At 71.9% G+C, this 16,030-nt stretch carries 13 protein-coding genes; 3 read left to right on the top strand and 10 right to left on the bottom strand.

The window, feature by feature from the left end; translation table 11 throughout:
• The first annotated feature begins 204 nt into the window (after nt 1-204).
• The gene (locus ABZ896_RS07710; RefSeq protein WP_360923512.1) at nt 205-1,281 is read left to right on the top strand and encodes a helix-turn-helix domain-containing protein; all 1,077 of its coding nucleotides are present in this window, start codon (nt 205-207) and stop codon (nt 1,279-1,281) included.
• 82 nt (nt 1,282-1,363) lie between these two features.
• Here ABZ896_RS07710 and ABZ896_RS07705 read toward each other — a convergent pair whose 3' ends face one another.
• Genes ABZ896_RS07705 through ABZ896_RS07690 form a run of 4 tightly spaced genes read right to left on the bottom strand, consistent with a single transcriptional unit; the run spans nt 1,364 to nt 4,423 of the window.
• Nucleotides 1,364-2,353 carry a serine/threonine-protein kinase gene (locus ABZ896_RS07705; RefSeq protein ID WP_360923509.1) on the bottom strand — a complete coding sequence of 330 codons (990 nt, stop codon included), beginning with the start codon at nt 2,351-2,353 and terminating at the stop codon, nt 1,364-1,366.
• Complete coding sequence (locus ABZ896_RS07700) at nt 2,350-3,120, bottom strand: FHA domain-containing protein (protein ID WP_360923507.1); 771 nt, start codon at nt 3,118-3,120, stop codon at nt 2,350-2,352. The genes ABZ896_RS07705 and ABZ896_RS07700 overlap by 4 nt, the downstream gene beginning before the upstream one ends.
• Nucleotides 3,117-3,824, bottom strand: coding sequence for a hypothetical protein (locus ABZ896_RS07695; RefSeq protein ID WP_360923504.1), 708 nt, complete (start codon nt 3,822-3,824; stop codon nt 3,117-3,119). The genes ABZ896_RS07700 and ABZ896_RS07695 overlap by 4 nt, the downstream gene beginning before the upstream one ends.
• A 14-nt stretch (nt 3,825-3,838) precedes the next feature.
• Complete coding sequence (locus tag ABZ896_RS07690; RefSeq protein ID WP_360923502.1) at nt 3,839-4,423, bottom strand: SigE family RNA polymerase sigma factor; 585 nt, start codon at nt 4,421-4,423, stop codon at nt 3,839-3,841.
• Between the two features lie 103 nt (nt 4,424-4,526).
• On the opposite strand from ABZ896_RS07690, the gene denD reads away from it, so the two are divergent.
• Nucleotides 4,527-5,531, top strand: a complete 1,005-nt coding sequence (gene denD, locus ABZ896_RS07685) for a D-erythronate dehydrogenase (RefSeq protein WP_360923499.1) — start codon at nt 4,527-4,529, stop codon at nt 5,529-5,531.
• On the opposite strand, the gene ABZ896_RS07680 is transcribed toward denD, so the two are convergent.
• The 6 genes from ABZ896_RS07680 to ABZ896_RS07655 all read right to left on the bottom strand — a co-directional run bounded on the left by ABZ896_RS07680 (nt 5,512) and on the right by ABZ896_RS07655 (nt 11,984).
• Nucleotides 5,512-5,874 carry a GntR family transcriptional regulator gene (locus tag ABZ896_RS07680; protein ID WP_360923496.1) on the bottom strand — a complete coding sequence of 121 codons (363 nt, stop codon included), beginning with the start codon at nt 5,872-5,874 and terminating at the stop codon, nt 5,512-5,514. The two genes, denD and ABZ896_RS07680, sit on opposite strands and share 20 nt — an antisense overlap.
• 1 nt (nt 5,875) lies before the next feature.
• Nucleotides 5,876-6,787, bottom strand: a complete 912-nt coding sequence (locus ABZ896_RS07675; RefSeq protein WP_360923493.1) for a DUF1648 domain-containing protein — start codon at nt 6,785-6,787, stop codon at nt 5,876-5,878.
• A 45-nt stretch (nt 6,788-6,832) separates the two neighbouring features.
• The gene (locus ABZ896_RS07670) at nt 6,833-7,216 is read right to left on the bottom strand and encodes a Rid family hydrolase (protein ID WP_234545155.1); all 384 of its coding nucleotides are present in this window, start codon (nt 7,214-7,216) and stop codon (nt 6,833-6,835) included.
• 61 nt (nt 7,217-7,277) lie between these two features.
• Nucleotides 7,278-8,771: a carboxylesterase family protein gene (locus ABZ896_RS07665; RefSeq protein WP_360923489.1), complete on the bottom strand. Its 1,494-nt coding sequence runs from the start codon at nt 8,769-8,771 to the stop codon at nt 7,278-7,280.
• Nucleotides 8,772-8,793: 22 nt separating this feature from the next.
• Nucleotides 8,794-9,708 carry an MBL fold metallo-hydrolase gene (locus ABZ896_RS07660; RefSeq protein ID WP_360923486.1) on the bottom strand — a complete coding sequence of 305 codons (915 nt, stop codon included), beginning with the start codon at nt 9,706-9,708 and terminating at the stop codon, nt 8,794-8,796.
• Between the two features lie 113 nt (nt 9,709-9,821).
• Complete coding sequence (locus ABZ896_RS07655; RefSeq protein WP_360923483.1) at nt 9,822-11,984, bottom strand: FUSC family protein; 2,163 nt, start codon at nt 11,982-11,984, stop codon at nt 9,822-9,824.
• A gap of 303 nt (nt 11,985-12,287) precedes the next feature.
• On the opposite strand from ABZ896_RS07655, the gene ABZ896_RS07650 reads away from it, so the two are divergent.
• Entirely contained in the window at nt 12,288-16,004 is a 3,717-nt protein-coding gene (locus tag ABZ896_RS07650; RefSeq protein WP_360923480.1) for an LCP family protein, read from the top strand.
• Nucleotides 16,005-16,030: the final 26 nt, after the last annotated feature.

Below are 16,030 nucleotides of genomic sequence, written 5' to 3'. Positions count from 1 at the left end.
TCTGAGCCGCGTCCAGGAGCGCACGCCCGCCGGTCACGTCGTCACCCGCACCGTCTCCCGCAACCGGCCAGTGCTCCCCGCACGGCATGATGCCCGGCCGCCGCTCGCTCGCGCATTGCCGGTCACCGGCAGAGTTCATTAGGGTCTGCATGCCGGGGACCGTTAAGAAAGCGTCACCGGCACATCAAGATTGCGGGGGACGGCGTGGCGGAGCAGAAGATTCCCGAACGGTATCTGGACGGCTACGCCCGGATCCTGTCCGAGGTCTCGGCCACCGGCCGCCGGCTCACCCGGGAGGAGATCGAGTCCCGGCGCGCGCTCGGCGAACAGGCCGCGGACGCGGGCCACGGTCTGCGAGCCGTCGTCGTCGCCCACCTCGCCGCGGCCCGCGCCGCCTGGCCGTCCGCCCCCGGCGCGGCCGACAGCACGCTCGCCGCCGTACAGCAGGTCGTCGACGCCTTCGCCGAGGGCTACGAACACGCCCAGCGCCTGGCCGTACGCCAGGAGGAGGCCGCCCGCCGGGAGTTCATCGACGACCTCCTCTACGGCCGCAGCGATCTGGGCCGCCTCGCCGAACGCGCCGAACGCTTCGGCCTGCGCCTGTCCCACGCCCACGCGGTCGCCGTCGCCCAGGGACCGGCCGCCTACGACGAGGGCGGCGCGGTACCCCGGCAGGTGGAGCAGGCCCTGATCGCCCGCTTCGGCAACCGCAACGTCCTGCTCACCACCAAGGACGGCCGGCTCCTGTGCATCGCGCCCGGCCACGAGGACGAGGTCCTGCCCTACTTCGCCAAGCAGGCACACGCCGCCACCGACGGCGGACGGGTCGCCATCGGCCGCCCGCAGCCGGGCCCCGGCGGGGTCGTCCAGTCGTACGAAGAGGCCCTGAGCGCCCTGCAACTCGCGGAGCGTCTCGGTCTCGACGAGCCGGTCCTGCGCGCCACCGACCTGCTCGTCTATCCCGTCCTCACCCGTGACCGACAGGCCATGGCCGACCTCGTGGCGAACACGCTCGGCCCGCTCACTACGGCCCGGGGCGGCGCCCAGCCCCTCCTGGACACGCTCACCGCCTACTTCGACTCCGGCTGCGTCGCCGCCGAGGCCGCCCGCCGCCTCTCCCTGAGCGTGCGGGCCGTCACCTACCGGCTGGAACGCATCCACCAGCTCACCGGCGCGGACCCCGCCGACCCGGCCCATCGCTACATGCTCCAGACCGCCGTCATCGGCGCCCGCCTCCTCGACTGGCCCGCTGTCGAACTCTCACGGCCGAGCCGAACGTAGGAAAGTACGGTCAGGGGTACGCGACCGGGCGCGTCCGCGACCGGCATCCTCGAAAGGGGCCGTCTTCAACTGCGCCGTCGGTTCACCGGTGTTCGGGGTTCTCCGCTCCCGGGCGGCAGCCCGCGTCCCACTGCGAGCGCTGGTTGCCGTACGCGGGGACGCCGGTTGTCCCGGCGGCCGCCCGGATCCGCTCCAGCAGACTCCGGGCGGTGTGCGGGGCGCGGGCGGTGTGGGTCGGGGCCAGGCAGTCGGTGGCCAGGTCGCGCCAGAACGGCGGCACGGCGGGATCCAGGCGCAACGGCGCCCGTCCGGCGGCGTACTCCTGTGCGGCCGCGCCCCGTCCCGCCGACGTGGCGCCCGGGAAGGGGGAGGTGCCGCCGGTGAACACCTGGTGGATCATGATGCCCAGGGCCCAGATGTCGGCGCTGGGGCGCGACTGGACACCGCGCTCGCCCAGCGGCGCACGCCAGCGTTCCGGGGGCAGGTAGTCGGGGGTGCCCGCGGGCGGCACCCAGGCGTGCGTGCCGTGCGTCCCGTCGAGTTCCGCGACGAGACCGAAGTCCGACAGCCGGACCGAACCGTCCGGCATCAACAGGACGTTGTCGGGTTTGAGGTCGCCGTGCACCCACCCCAGTTCATGGAGGTGCGCGAGCCCCTCGCACGTCTCCGTCAGGATCCGCTCACCCTCCTCGTCGGACAACGCGCCCTTCTCCTCCAGGAGTTGGCGAAGACTTCGCGCCGCCCGCTCCATCACCAGGACGACGGCGCCGTCCAGTTCGGGATGGTCCGGTTCGTCGAGTACGACGGAGTCGATCAGCCGGATCAGCCGGGGATGGCGTGTGCGCCGCCCGAACTCGCGTTCCCGGCGGGCGCTTTCCACCAGCCCGCGGGCCTGACGCGGCGCGAGACCCGCCGTGGGAAGGAACTTGAGCGCGACGTCCCGCTCGTCCTCCGGACCCGTCGGCCGCCGGCCCGCGTAGACCGACCCCCAGCCGCCGTCCGCGATGGGGTCGCCGACCTCCCAGTCACCGACCCGGAAGCCGCAGGCGACACGCCCCGCCGTCTCACTCATCGGCCCTGCGCCCCGGCGACGGCCCCGGCCGACCTGCGGGCGGGCAGCAGCGGGAGATGCCCCTCGGCGACCAGGCCGAAGCGCAGCGCGATGCCGACGAGCGCCTCGCGCTTGCCGTTGCGGCGCGCACCGCGGCCGGGTTCCTGCCCGGCCGGCGGATCGATGCGGAGTTTCTCGTCGGCCAGGTAGTCGATGTGGGCGCTGACGGCCCGGGCCGTCAACTGCTCGCACTGCGGGTGGGCGCGCAGCCGCTCGACGATCTCCGGCGTGGTCGGCACCGCGAGCACCGACTCGTCGCGCAGCCGCGGCTCGCAGAGCGCGACCAGCACCAGGAAGTAGGTGGCCGTCTCGTCGAGGGAGTACGCGGTCAGGGTCCGGGTGCCGTGGCCGCCGCCCGGGCCGCCCGCGTCCAGGTAGACGTGGTCGGGCGCGAAGACCTGGAAGCTCACCCCGGAGCCCAGGCTGGGCAGGACGACCCGCGCGAACTCGAAGGGGATCGGCGCCCCGACCCGGCGGGGCGGGACGCGCAGGTACTCACCCGCTCCCTCCGGGTTCTCCACCAGGTAACTCTGGTGCGTGCTGTGGTTGCTGAGCAGCCAGTGGTCGTCACGCACCCGGATCTCCCCGGCCAGCCGGGACACCGCCGGATCGTCCAGCCGCAGTTCCACCGGCACCGTGTCCGAGCCGCGCCCGAAGCGGGCCACCTCTCCCGGACCGAGCCGTACCGTCAGCGCGGGCTGTGGCAGATGGATCACTACACCGCTCATCGTCCCCCGATTCTCGCCAGTTCCCCGCCGCCGGCGTCGTAGACGCGGAAGGAGGGCCCGTCGACCGGTAGTGGGTCCTCGCTCGCGCGCCGCGGCGCGGCGACGGCGTACGTGCTCACGTAGGCGGGCCGTCCGGCCAGCCGCACGATCGGGAGTTCGGTGGTCAGGCCGTACTCCGTCATCGTGATCCGGGCGGCGGGCGCCTGCCCGGTGTACGCCAAGGTGTACACCACCCCCTTGGGGAGGGGGTCGATGTTCAAGGTCAGCGGTACTGTACCGGGCTGGTCGACATCCAACGGCCCCACACAGATCGGGTGCTTGTCCCGTGGGCTCGCGATGCAGTACTCCCGCTGCTTGAGCAGGTACCAGACGCCGAGCCCGGCCTCGATCCGCTCCCCGGGACGCACCACCCGCACCGGCGACCTGCCGTCCTCCGCGGTGGGGGAGGCCGAGGCAAAGGGCGCTTGCGGGGCGACGGCGTGCGAGGCTCCGGAGTCCTTGGCGCGTGCCAGTTCGACGGCCGGCGGGGCGAGCAGCACGGTGAGCGCGGCGGCGGTCGCCATCCTGCGGCGCCGCCGGATGAGCTGGCCTCGGCGTACGATCCGGTCCCGCGGGAACGCCGCTGGGGCGTACTCCTGCGCGGCATCGTCCAGCGCCCGCCACAGGTCGGGCGCCGGCGGTCGCGGTGACATGTCGGTGTTCATGCTCCTCCGTCCTCCTAACGGCCGTGCGCCGCGGTGACGGCGTAGTCGGACAGGACCGCGCTGGAGCGCAGTTTCTTCAGCGCCCGGCTGGCCTGGCTCTTCACGGTGCCGACCGAGCAGCCCAGGATCCGGGAGGTCTCCTGCTCGCTCAGACACTCCCAGTAGCGCAGTACGACGATGGCCCGCTGACGGGGCGGCAGGTCGGCGAGCGCGGCGAACAGCGCGGACCTGGTGTCGTAACTCTCGGGCCCGCCACCGCCGTCGGACGGGCCGCGCTGCTCCGGCAGGTGCGGAGTGAGGAGTTGGACGACCCGGCGCTTGCGGTGCCGGGAGGCGTTGTTGTTGATCAGCGCACGGCGGACGTACTGGTCGGGCGCGTCCAGGGTGCGTATGTGGTGCCAGCGCAGATAGACCTTGGCGAGGGTGGCCTGGACGAGGTCCTCCGCCTCGTGGTGGTCGCCGTTGGTCAGCAGATAGGCGACGCGCAGCAGCCGCGGCCAGCGGACGGCGGCGTACGTCTCGAAGTCCTTCAGATCGTCCTCGCCGTACACACCTGTTTCCCCCGTTTCCCTCATGATTCGCGCGCGGTCGAGGAGCACGCGAACTCCTCTCAGTAACACTGCTCAGGAACCTCACAGGTTGCATCGGGCGCGGATCGGGATGCGATCGTGGGGCCGGGCCGACTTTCTCGAGAGGTGACGTGTGCGAATCGTCGTGACGGGTGCGTCCGGGTTCCTCGGACGGCTGCTGGTCGAGGAGTTGCTGACGGCCAGGTCGTTCGGTGGCGAGCCCATCAGCCGGCTGGTGCTGGTGGACCGAGTCGCGGCGGGGGTGGCGGACGCTCTCGTCGACGTCGTGCACGGTGAGCTGGCCGAGCGTCTCGGTACGGTGTTCGCCGAGCCGGTGGACGTGCTGTTCCACCTGGCCGCCGCGGTGTCGGCGGAGTGCGAGGCGGACTTCGACCTCGGCATGCGGGCCAACGTGGACACCACACGTGCGGTACTGGAGGCGGCCCGGGCACAGGCGGCGGCGGGTGGGCCGGTGGTGCGGGTGGTCTTCGCCAGCAGCATCGCCGTCTACGGCTCCCACCCGGGCCTCCCGCTGCCGGAGCTGGTCAGCGAGACCACCGTGCCGGTGCCGCGGTCGAGTTACGGCACCCAGAAGCTGATGTGCGAGCACCTGCTCGCCGACTGCACCCGCCGGGGCTTCGTCGACGGCCGTACCGTGCGGCTGATGACGGTGGCGGTGCGCCCGGGCAAGCCCAACGCGGCCGCCTCCGGCTTCGTGTCGGGCATCGTCCGCGAGCCGCTCGCCGGTCTGCCGGCCGTCTGCCCGGTGGATCCGTCCCTGCGGCTGGCACTGTCCTCGCCGCGCCGCACCATCGAGGGGATCCTGCGCGTGGCCGCCGCCGAACGGGGCACAGGGCAGGGCGAGTTGGACGGCCCGCTGCCGGTCAACCTGCCGGGCCTGAGTATCTCGGTCGCCGACATGCTGGCGACCCTGCGCGAGGTGGCCGGGGACACGGTGGCGGACCGGGTGACCGTCGCCCCCGATCCGGCGATCGAGGCCATCGTCGGCTCCTGGCCCGCCGCCTTCGACTACGGGCGGGCCGCGACGCTCGGCCTGCGGCCCGACGCGGACTTCGCGGCGGTGCTGCGGGACCATCTCGCCGCGCGGCCCGGGGAGTTCAGGCCCGGCTCTCCCTGAGGTTGTCGCGTACGAGTCCCACGACCTCGTCCTCGGTGAGGCCGAGGGAGCGTGCCTGGTCCACGAGCGAGCGCACGTGCTCCAGGAGGCGGGCGCGAGCCGGAGTACCAGCGAGCACCACCGCCCCGCGCCCGCGTCGCAGTTCGATGAGCCCCTCGTCGCGCAGTTGCCGGTAGCCGCGGAGCACGGTGTGCAGGTTGACGCCCAGCGACTGGGCCAGCGCCCGAGCCGCCGGCAGCCGCTCGCCCGGCGCCGCCTCCCCGTCGGCGATGGCCCGCCGGACCTGCGCGGCGATCTGGTCGCCGAGCGGCAGGGCCGAGCCGGTGTCGACACGCAGCAGCACGTCAGTGCGCCTTTCGCCGGGCGATGAGGGTGTTGAGCAGGGCGGCCGCGGTGGCCGCGTCGTCGACGGTGACGGCGAACGCGCGCCCGCCGGTGCGCCGCACGACGAGCGCGGGACCGGAGTGCAGGATCACTCCCGAGGCACCCGGCCGGATGCGATAGCCCCAGCCGCCGAACTCCCCGATCGCATCGACACTGCGCGAGGGCGCGTCGGTCATCGACTCCAACGGCACGTGGATGCGCGGCCAGGGCAGCCGTCCCGGGGTCACGGTCAGCCCCTGGCGGCCCACGGTGACGTACAGACGGGCGAAGGCGAGACACAGCGCGCCGGCCAGGAGGAGCGCGCAGAAGACGGGCAGCCCGGCGAAGGGGAACACCGCGAGGGACACGGCGGTCAGCGTCAGGCCCACGGCGCCGAGCGGCCGGGAACCGGTGGCGTGCGCCCAGGCGGCGAGCTCACCGTCGGCCAGCGCGAGACGGGCACGCTCCTCGGTAACCGACGGCAGCGGGGGGAGGGGTCCGAGTGCGCGGGCGGCCAGACGCCCGACCCCGGCGGCCACCACGGCCACGCCGAGCGCGACCGCGAGGTGCCACACGGGCAGTCGTACGGCGGAGACGTCGTCGGATACGTTGACCACCTGCACGGAGACGAGCACCGAGCCCACGAACCCGGCGATCGCGTACGCGCTCACCAGCAGCCGGACGCGGCCGATCCGCGCCCGGCCGAGGACGACGGCCATCGTGGCGGCGGCCACGGCGAGGACCAGCACGCTCGAAGCGACGAACACACCCCGCCCGGCGAACCGGTCCGCCTCCCCACCGAGCGCGAAGTGCACCGCCATCCGCCCGGGCGTACGGCCGCGCAGCACGACCGAGAGGGCGACGACGACCACCAGAGCGCCTTTCGAGAGCACAGGGCATCCAGCAGGCCGCCGGACCGGCCTTGTTCTGTGGCTGTGTCAGTCGTCCAGCACGGCCAGGGCGTCGATCTCCACGAGGAGTCCCGGCGGGAGCTGCATGTAGACGGTGGTGCGGGCGGGGAAGGGCTCGCCGACGGCTGCCGCGTACGCCTCGTTCAGCTCGGGCAGGTGGGCGGGGTCGGTGAGGTAGACGCGGAGCATCACGACGTCTTCCAGGCCCGCGCCGGCTGCCTTGAGGACGGCGGTGACGTTGCGCAGGACCTGAGCGGTCTGCTCGGCGACCGTCGTGCCGACGACCTCGCCGGTGGTCGGGTCGAACGGGAGCTGTCCGGATACCTGCAGGACGGGACCCTTGCGGATGCCCTGGGACAGCGGGGCCGGGAGAGAGGGGGCGTGCTCGGTGGTGATGACGGTTCTGGTCACGGTGTTCCTTGAAGCGGTGGTGGTCCTTGGAGGGGGTGAGCAGGCGAAACCCGTGCGGGCGTCAGCTCCAGGCCTGTCGTTCCCGGCTGCGGGGGTCGTCGACCTGGGTCCACTCGGCGTCGATGTGCATCGTGGCCCTGCGGTCGGTGTCGTAGGGGTCCCAGCCGGGGTCGCCGGTGGCGGCGAACCGGATCCAGGTCTCGTGCACACGGTCCGCGAGATCCGCCGGGGGCTTGTCGGGGCCGAGCAGGGCGGCGGGGCCGTTCAGCTCGGGCCGGTCCGCGAGGTCGAAGACGAAGGGCAGCTCGACGGCGTGGGTGGCGCCGAGCTCTCCGTCCAGGGCCTGGGAACGCCAGGCGAACTCATACGCGTAGGTGACGGACTTCGGATGGGTGGCATGGGCGCCGGCCAGAGCGCGGGTGCCCGCGCCGAACAGGGCGTCGGCCATGACGGCCGAGCGCAGTTCCGCGAAGGAGGCTTTGGGGCGGGACTTGCGGTAGGTCTCCACGAGCCGCGCCGGAACCGGGTGCGAGCGCGCCGCCGCGTCGTCGACGTCGGCCGCGGTCGAGGTGGCGTACTTGCCCACCGGGACCAGGTAGAGGTTGCCCTCTTCGGTGTTGGTGCCGATGAGCAGGTCGACGTCGGCGGCGAGGCCCGCGGCGACGGCTTCGGCGGGCTGGGTGTCCAGGACCAGGCTGAAGGGGCTGAGGCCGATCAGCGGGTCGTGGTGGGTGGCGGTCTGCAGGTCGATGCCCGCGAGCTTGGAGGCGGCCTCCACCAGACGCTCGTCGGAGATCTCCGCGAAGGCCTCCACGTGCGGCTCGACACCCAGGATCTCGGCGGCCGCGGTGGTGACGCGGGCGGCCTGCTCGGTGCTGAACGCGCCCAGGCCGCTGCCGCTCTGCACGATCGCCCGGCGGAACAGACCCGTGGCCTCCGCGGTGGCGAGGACGCCGCCGACGACGGTGGCCCCGGCCGACTGGCCGAAGAGCGTCACGTTGTCCGGGTCACCACCGAACCCGGCGATGTTCTCCCTCACCCAGCGCAGCGCGGCGACGACGTCGAGCAGACCACGGTTGGCCGGGGCGCCGGGCAGGTCCAGGAACCCGGCGATGCCGAGCCGGTAGTTGAGCGTGACGAGGACGACGCCGTCGCGGGCGAAGGCGGAACCGTCGTACATCGCGGACCGCGTCGATCCGGCGACGAAGCCGCCGCCGTGCACGAACACCATGACCGGCAGGCCGCTCTGCGCGACGGCGGGCGTCCAGACGTTGACGGTGAGGTAGTCCTCGCCCCGGCTCCAGCCGGTGCCGAAGTAGGGGGCCATGTCGATGCTGCCGAGCCTGCGCTCGGACTGCGGCGCGTTGGGTCCGGGGGCGGTGGCGTCGCGTACGCCGTCCCACGGCTCGTGCGGCTCGGGCGGCGCGAACCGGCCCGCGCCCAGGGGCGGGGCGGCATAGGGGATGTTCAGGAAGACGGCGGTGCCGTCCTCCTGGCGCAGACCGCGCACGGCTCCCTGCGCGGTGGTCACGACGGGTTCGGGGTGGTGGTTCATCTCTGGTGCCTTTCCGCGGGCTTCAGCCCTGCGCGGTGTACGGGGCGAAGGGCGCCCAGCCCTGCACGGCGAAGGTGCTTCCCTCGCGTACGACTTCGGTGGCGCCGTGGCCGCCCAGATGTGCCGGGATCACGAGCGCGTTGTTGTCGGCGGCCCAGCCCAGCACCTTGCGGCGGGTGGCACGGGCTTCGGCGGGGTTCTCGCAGAAGCAGCTGTTGGCGTCCGGCTCCAGGATCTGCACCGGGCTGTGCAGCATGTCGCCGACGAACACCGCGCGGTCCGTGCCGGAGGTGAGGGTCAGCACGGAGGAGCCGGGGGTGTGCCCGGAAGCGGCGTCCAGGCGCAGGTTCGCGTCGATCTGGTGGCTGTTCTCCCACAGCTGCGTCAGGCCGGCCTGGTGCACCGGGGCGACGCTGTCCTCGAAGACGTTCTGGTTGCCGCGGCCGATCAGCGGCTGGTGGCCGTTCTCGGGGTTCCAGAAGTCGAAGTCGTCCTTCGACATCAGGTAGGTGGCATTGGGGAATGTCGGCACCCACTGCCGCCCGTCCAGGTAGGTGTTCCAGCCGACGTGGTCGATATGGAGATGCGTGTTGATCACGATGTCCACGTCCTCCGGCTGGACCCCGGCCCGGGCGAGGTTGGCCAGGAAGTCCGTTTCGAGCCGGTTCCAGACCGGGGCGTAGGGACGGTCCTTGTGGTTGCCCACGCCGGTGTCGACCAGGATGGTCTTGCCCTCGCTGCGTAGCAGCCAGGTCTGGATCGCCGAATTCACCATATTGGTCTCGGAATCCAGGAAATGCGGGACAAGCCAGTCGGAACCGTTCTCCCAGACTTCCTTCGTGCTTTCCGGGAAGAAGGTGTCGGGCGTCATTTCGACGGATCCGTAGTATTCCCAGACCCGGGTGATGGAGACATTGCCGAGGGTGATCTGGTCCATGGTATTTCCTTGGAATTCGGGGGATTTACTCAACCGTACGAGCGGCCCCGGTAGGTGCGGTATCCGTCACGTGACTGCAAGGACAGGGGGCTTCGGGGTGGTCACGGTCACTCTCACCGGCACCTGAACACCACTGCCTGGCTGTAGTCGGCCGGCTTGCGGTCGGGGTCCGAGGCAAGTGGGCCCAAGGCTCGTGCGAGCGCGGTCAGGGTCGCGTCGAGGCGATCGATGTGCAGCAGCAGGCGGTGCTCCGGCGACGGCCAGGTGCGGCTCACGCGTTGCTCCTCCGAGAGCAGGGTCAGTGCCCTGATGACCGTGGGGTGTGCCGTTCGTGAGGCGCTTTCGGGCCGATGGCCGGTGACGTGGATCAGGTGGGTCACGGTCTCGTGCGCTCGGTCGGCCGCGGCGGTGAGGCGGGCGGTGCACTCCGGGACGTGGCCCGCCGGGAGTCGTTCGGCCGTGGCGGCCAGGCTCCGTGCGTGGTAAGCGCCGGTCTCGAGGAGTTCCAGCAGGTGCCGGGCGCGGTGGCGGCGCCGGCGTTGCGGAGCAAACGGATGAGTGAGAGGCAGACTGGCCTTGCGGAAGGATTCCAGTGCCTGATCGAGGTCATGTGCCGCGCGGACCCAGGTCGTCGGGGGTTTCGTCTCCGCGCTTCCCGACGCGACGGCCCGCAGGATGCGGTCGAGGACGCGCAGGAGGCCGACCAGTTCCTCGTCGCTGGCGCGGCGGACCGTGGTGGGGAGTACGAGGACGGTTGCAAGGATCCCGCAGGACACTCCCAGTGCGGTCTCCTGGACGCGCAGGAGCAGCACTTGCGTCGAGAAGGTGTCCATCAGCGCGAGCAGCATGCTGAGCGTGCCGGTGATGAAGAACGTCACGGCCCAGTAGGCCTGCGACGGGGTGGAGAACATCCCGAACATGCACAGCAGGAGCAGGGCCAGGAGGACGGGGCCGTCTCCGCCGACCAGGGCGGCGAGGCCGTAGCCGAACACCACGCCGAGGACGGTGCCCGCCAGCCGCCGGAGGCTCTGCAGCAGTACCTCGCCGGTGCTCTCGTTCTTGATGAAGACGACCCATGCGGCCGCGACGGCCCAGTACCACAGGTGCGGCGACAGGAGATGACCGACCGCGACGGCGAGGGCCGAGGCAGCCGTCACCTGAAACGCCTGACGGGTGGCTCTCCGCTTCAGGCTCTCGGTGTCCGTGTCCCTGCGCGGCAGCGCCCCGAAGGTGGGTGAAGCGGGCTTGCGCGGAGGTGTCCGGCGTGCTGCCGGGCGGTCGCGTGGGCCGAGAACCCGCAGGGCTTCGGCGAGTTCGTCGACCGCGGGAAAGCAGTCCAGCACGAGTGCGGAGCCGGTCGGCCGGTTCGGCGGGCCACCTTCGTACCCCTCTGCGCACCGCTCGGCCGCGCAGGCCCTTCCGGCGATGGGCTGGTGCCGGAGAGCCCGGATCCGCTGGGCGAGCCGCTGTCGCGCCGTCCGTTCCGCCAGATCGCTGCGGGCCGTCGGGGTGCGGACCGCGCGGACCGCCAGTACGGCCAGGCGCTGCGCGGCCACCTCCACCCGGCTGAGGTGCGGCAGCAGGGCCTCGGTGTCCTCGTCCACGGCGCGCTCGTCGAGAAAGTCCTCGATCAGCAGCACTGACGCGTGCAGTCTGTCGAGACGGTCCTGCAACGACCGGCTCCGGGTGTCGATGTCCTGCCCGGCGGCAACCATCGCGGCCGTGTCCCGGAGGACGTCGTGCAGACGTACGTCGAATGCGTGGCGCAGCCGCCTCAGGGCCCGGGACGCCGTGACGGGACCGACGCAGCACCACACGGCCGTGACGGCCCCGAACGCGACCAGTACCGATACCCCGAGCTCCGGAAGGCGGTCTGCCCGGGCCTGGGTGAACTGGGACAGCAGGAAGGCCATGAAACCGAAGATCCCCAGGCCCAGCCCTCGCGGGCCGAACCGGCGGGCCTGAACGGCGAGGTGGATCACCGCCAGGAAGACCAGCTGGGCTGCTGTCGGGTACGGCGTCAGCGCGGCTCCGGCGGCCAGGGACGCGAGGGAGAGCGGAACGCCGAGTCCGAGCATGATGAGCTGGTTGCGCGGGTGCAGGTCGCTGACGGCCAGTGACGTCGTCATCGCGGTGAAGCCACCGACCACGAGCGCCGTCTCGGGCGCGCGCAGCGCTGTCAGCACGGCCAGGGTCGCGGCGGTGCCGAGCACGGCGCGTATCGCGGACGTCAGACGTACGAGTCCAGGGTCGAAGGCCGCTAACCGGTCCCACAACGATGTCGTTGTCCTTGGCGCCATGGGGATCTCCGGAGGTCCTTTCGCGTGTGCACGGCCGTGCGGGACCCTTCGGGTGCTGACCGGCCACAGCCCGCGTGACCAGTCTCGGCATGCGCGGTTCCGTCCGGTATGCGTCACGTGACTGCATCGGTGCTGGTCGGCCACCGACGGTGCGGACTGCGTGTCGCCGGCAGACTGCGCTCGGATGCGCTTCTGGCCGCCTTCGATGCTGCTCCCGCAGGCCCTGGCCGCGCTTCTCCCACGCTAGTATCTGGGCTATCTCAATTCCCTGGAGCATCCGTGGAAAACGATGGAAGGGCTCGTGGGGACCGGCGCTCGACGCGGAATTCCGGTCTGGCGCTGGTGGGCCGGGAAAGCGAGACCGCAGAAATAGTCCGGCGGGTCGGCGCCGATCGCTCCCACAGCGACGTGTTGGTCATCACGGGTGACCCCGGTGCCGGAAAGAGCACACTCCTCGGCGTGGCGGCCGATCGCGCACGGAGTGTCGGTGGCCGAGTGCTGCGAGCGGTGGGGAGCGAATCCGAGGCGCACCTCGGATTCGCGGGACTTCACCAGATGCTGCGCCCGGTTCTCGGCGAGGCGGAGGATCTGCCCTCGCGGCAGCGCTCTGCGCTCCGTGCGGTCCTGGGGCTCGACGAGTGTGCCGAGGCCCCCGACGGGATGACCGTGGGTCTGGCGGTTCTGACCTTGTTGTCGGACCTGGCGGAGACCGCCCCGATGCTGGTCGTGGTCGACGACGCCCAGTGGATCGACCGCGCGTCCCTGGACGTGCTCTCCTTCGTGGCGCGGCGCATGGACAGCGAGCCCGTCACGCTGCTGCTCGGAGTCCGCACCGCGGCCGTACTGCCCGGCTTCGACAAGGGATACGAGCGCCTCGAACTCGGCCCGCTGAACGGTGCTGCCGCGGGCCGTCTGCTCGACCGGCAGCCCACACCGCCCACCGGCCGAACCCGCGTGCGGATCCTCGAGGAAGCGGCCGGCAACCCGCTGGCCCTGGTGGAACTCGCCCACGCCACCGCGATCCGCAACGCCGAGGGCAGCAGCGTGGAGGGCCCGCTGCCGGTCACCGACCGACTGGAGCGGATCTTCGCGGGGCACGCGGCGGACCTGCCGGGACCGACCCGCCGCATCCTGCTGCTGCTCGCGGCCGCCGACGCGGCGGACGCGCAGGCAGCCGCCGTGGGACTGCCCGAGGCGGACGACCAGGCATGGGAGCCCGCGGACCGGGCCGGTCTCGTACGCCAGGACGGAACCGGGATCGTCTTCCGTCACCCGCTCGTCCGCTCCGCCGTCTACCATGCCGCATCCTTCGAGGAACGCCGCAGGGCACACCTGGCTCTCGCGGAACTGCTGCGCAAGGAGCCCGACCGCCGCGCCTGGCATCTGGCCGCCGCGACCGTACGCCCCGACCAGGACGTGTCGGCCGCCTTGCAGCAGACGGCCGACCGGGCCCGGCGCCGAGGTGGCTTTGCGGCCGCCGCCGCAGCCCAGGAGCGCGCCGCGGAACTCAGCCCGCACCGCGAGGACCGGGCAAAACTGCTCGCCGAAGCCGCCGCCAGCGCCGTCTTCACCGGTCAGCTCGGCTGGGTGGAGCACCTGGCCACAGCGGTCCGCGAGAGCACCGACGACCCGGCACTGCGGGGCAAAGCCGCGCTGGCCACCGGCCGGCTCATGTCTCTCGGCCCCCATCACACAGCAGCCTTCGCCCTGCTCATGCGCGTCGCCGACGAAGCAGCGAACACCCGGTCACCCCTCGTGCTCGACGCGCTGGCCGCAGCAGCGGTGGTCCGCTACTACTCGGGCGAGGAGTCCCAGCAGCGACAGATCCAGAGCCTGCTCTCCGCCATGCCCGAGGACGCCGCCGGAGCGGCGCTGCACGCCTGGGTCATGGCCGTCTCCGACCCCGGCGGCGCGGGAGCGTCGCTCGCACCGGTGCTGCCCGGGCTCATCGCCGGGGCCAAGGGCGACGCCGAGCGTCTGACCGCGCTCGCCATCGTCGCCTGGCTGCTCGACCGCACCACCCTCGCCGCGCAAACCTTCGACGAGGCCTTCGACCAGTGGCAGGCGCATGGCCCGCTCCCGGACGGACTGGGATGTGCGGTCGGCTGGACCCGCCTGGAGCAGGGCCGATGGGCCGAGGCCCGCTCGGTGGCGGCCGACATCGCGGCCATGGCGTCATCGGCCGGGCTCGACCACGCCGAGGCGTGTGCCCGGGCACTCGACGCCACGGCGGTCGCACTGTTCGGCGACGCGCCCGCCGCACGCCGGCTCGCCGAGCGGGCCCTGTCTCTCGTCGACCCGCTGGAGAGCCGCTCCGTGGCGGTCTTCGCACGCCGGGCCCTGGGAATGGCCGCCGTGGCCGAGGGCGACTACGACACCGCGTACACACAGTTCCGCTCCGCGTTCACCGACGACGGCGATCCGGTCCACTACCACGTCTCCTACACCGTCCTGGCCGACCTCGCGGCGGCAGCAGTCCGCAGAGGACAGCAGGAGCACGCCGCACAGCTGCTGGAACGGTCGGCGAAGCGCCTCGGTACGGGCATGTCGGCACGGGTGGCCGCACTGATCGACCGGGGCCGCGCCCTGCTGGCGGATCCTGAGCATGCGGAGCCGTTCTTCCAGGCGGCGCTCGCGCAGCCCGCGGGTGAGCAGTGGCCGTTCGAACGGGCGCAGACCCGGCTCGACTACGGGGAATGGCTCCGGCGCAGGCGCCGTATCGCCGAGGCCCGTCCGCTGCTGAGCGCCGCGCTGGAAACCTTCCAGCGCCTCGGCGCGCGGCCGTGGGCCGAGCGGGCACAGACAGAACTGCGCGCCGCGGGCATCGAGGCGACCGACGTCGTGCCCAGTGCCTTCACCGAACTCAGCCCTCAGCAGCAGCAGATCGTCCAGCTGGCGGCCCGGGGTCTGACGAACCGTGAGATCGGGGAAAAACTGTTCCTCTCACCGCGCACGGTCGGCTCCCCGCGCAGCGCGTGGACCGGGTGGGCCCCGCGCGCCTCCGGCGGGGCCGGCGGCCGACCGCGCCGCCGCCTGCTGCGTAGCCTGCTGATTTGCCTTGTCGTCGCCGTGCTCGCTCTGGTCGGGCTGGCCGCCGGTGGCTTCTGGTGGGCCACCGACCACTACGGCGACCAGGTCACGCGCATACCGCACTCCTTCCCGGACGGTCCACGGCCCAAGTCCACCGAAGGAGCCACCTTCCTGCTGGTCGGCCTGGACAGCCGTTCCGAGAAGCCGACGACCGGCAGCGATGCCGAAGCCACCCTGTGGAAGTACGGGGCGCAGCGTGGCGACACACTGATGCTGATGCACCTTGATCCCGGCGAGAAGGCGGCGTACATCGTCTCGATACCGCGGGACAGCTGGGTCCCCATCCCCGGCCACGGCTCCGCGAAGATCAACGCGGCGTTCTCCTGGGGCGGACCGGCACTCCTCGTACAAACGGTAGAACAGCTCACCGGTGTCAGGGTCGATCACTTCGGGATCATCGACTGGCACGGATTCAGGTCCCTGACCGACGCGGTCGGCGGTGTGCGGATCACCGTCGGGGAGAACTCCTACGACTCCGCGCAGCACAAGCACTTCAAGGCCGGCACCTACACCATGAACGGCGAGGAGGCGCTGATCTACGTTCGGCAGCGGCATGGACTGCCCGGCGGCGACCTCGATCGGATCAAGCGGCAGCAGCAGTATCTGCGGAGCCTCGTCGGCGAGATCCGCGGCGGTGTGAGCGTCACCCAGCCGCTGAAGACCGACCGCACCCTCGACGCGCTCACCGGTGCCGTGAGCGTCGACGACCGGATGTCCAACGCGGACCTGCGTGACTTCGTCCTCGGTCTGCGCCACTTGGACTCGGACGACGCCCACTTCACCACTGCGCCGGTCGTGCGGTCGGACATGATCGACCGCCAGTCCGTGCTGATTCTCGACCGGGCAGGTCTGCGGAGTCTGTGCCGCGGTATGGAGAAGGGGCACTTTCCCGGCACCGGCGGGTGAGAAAGCCCCGTGAACGACGTCGGGCT

It is taken from the genome of Streptomyces sp. NPDC047072 (genome assembly GCF_040643855.1).
Classification (GTDB): domain Bacteria; phylum Actinomycetota; class Actinomycetes; order Streptomycetales; family Streptomycetaceae; genus Streptomyces.
The sequence above is the reverse complement of the archived record's forward strand: the minus strand, read 5'-3'. Positions and strand labels throughout refer to the sequence as shown.

Excerpts from the sequence above, each read along its gene's own strand:
- ABZ896_RS07660 (WP_360923486.1), bottom strand. The coding sequence starts at position 9,708 with ATGGACCAGATCACCCTCGGCAATGTCTCCATCACCCGGGTCTGGGAA.
- ABZ896_RS07695 (WP_360923504.1), bottom strand. The coding sequence starts at position 3,824 with ATGAACACCGACATGTCACCGCGACCGCCGGCGCCCGACCTGTGGCGG.
- ABZ896_RS07700 (WP_360923507.1), bottom strand. The coding sequence starts at position 3,120 with ATGAGCGGTGTAGTGATCCATCTGCCACAGCCCGCGCTGACGGTACGG.
- ABZ896_RS07665 (WP_360923489.1), bottom strand. The coding sequence starts at position 8,771 with ATGAACCACCACCCCGAACCCGTCGTGACCACCGCGCAGGGAGCCGTG.
- ABZ896_RS07705 (WP_360923509.1), bottom strand. The coding sequence starts at position 2,353 with ATGAGTGAGACGGCGGGGCGTGTCGCCTGCGGCTTCCGGGTCGGTGAC.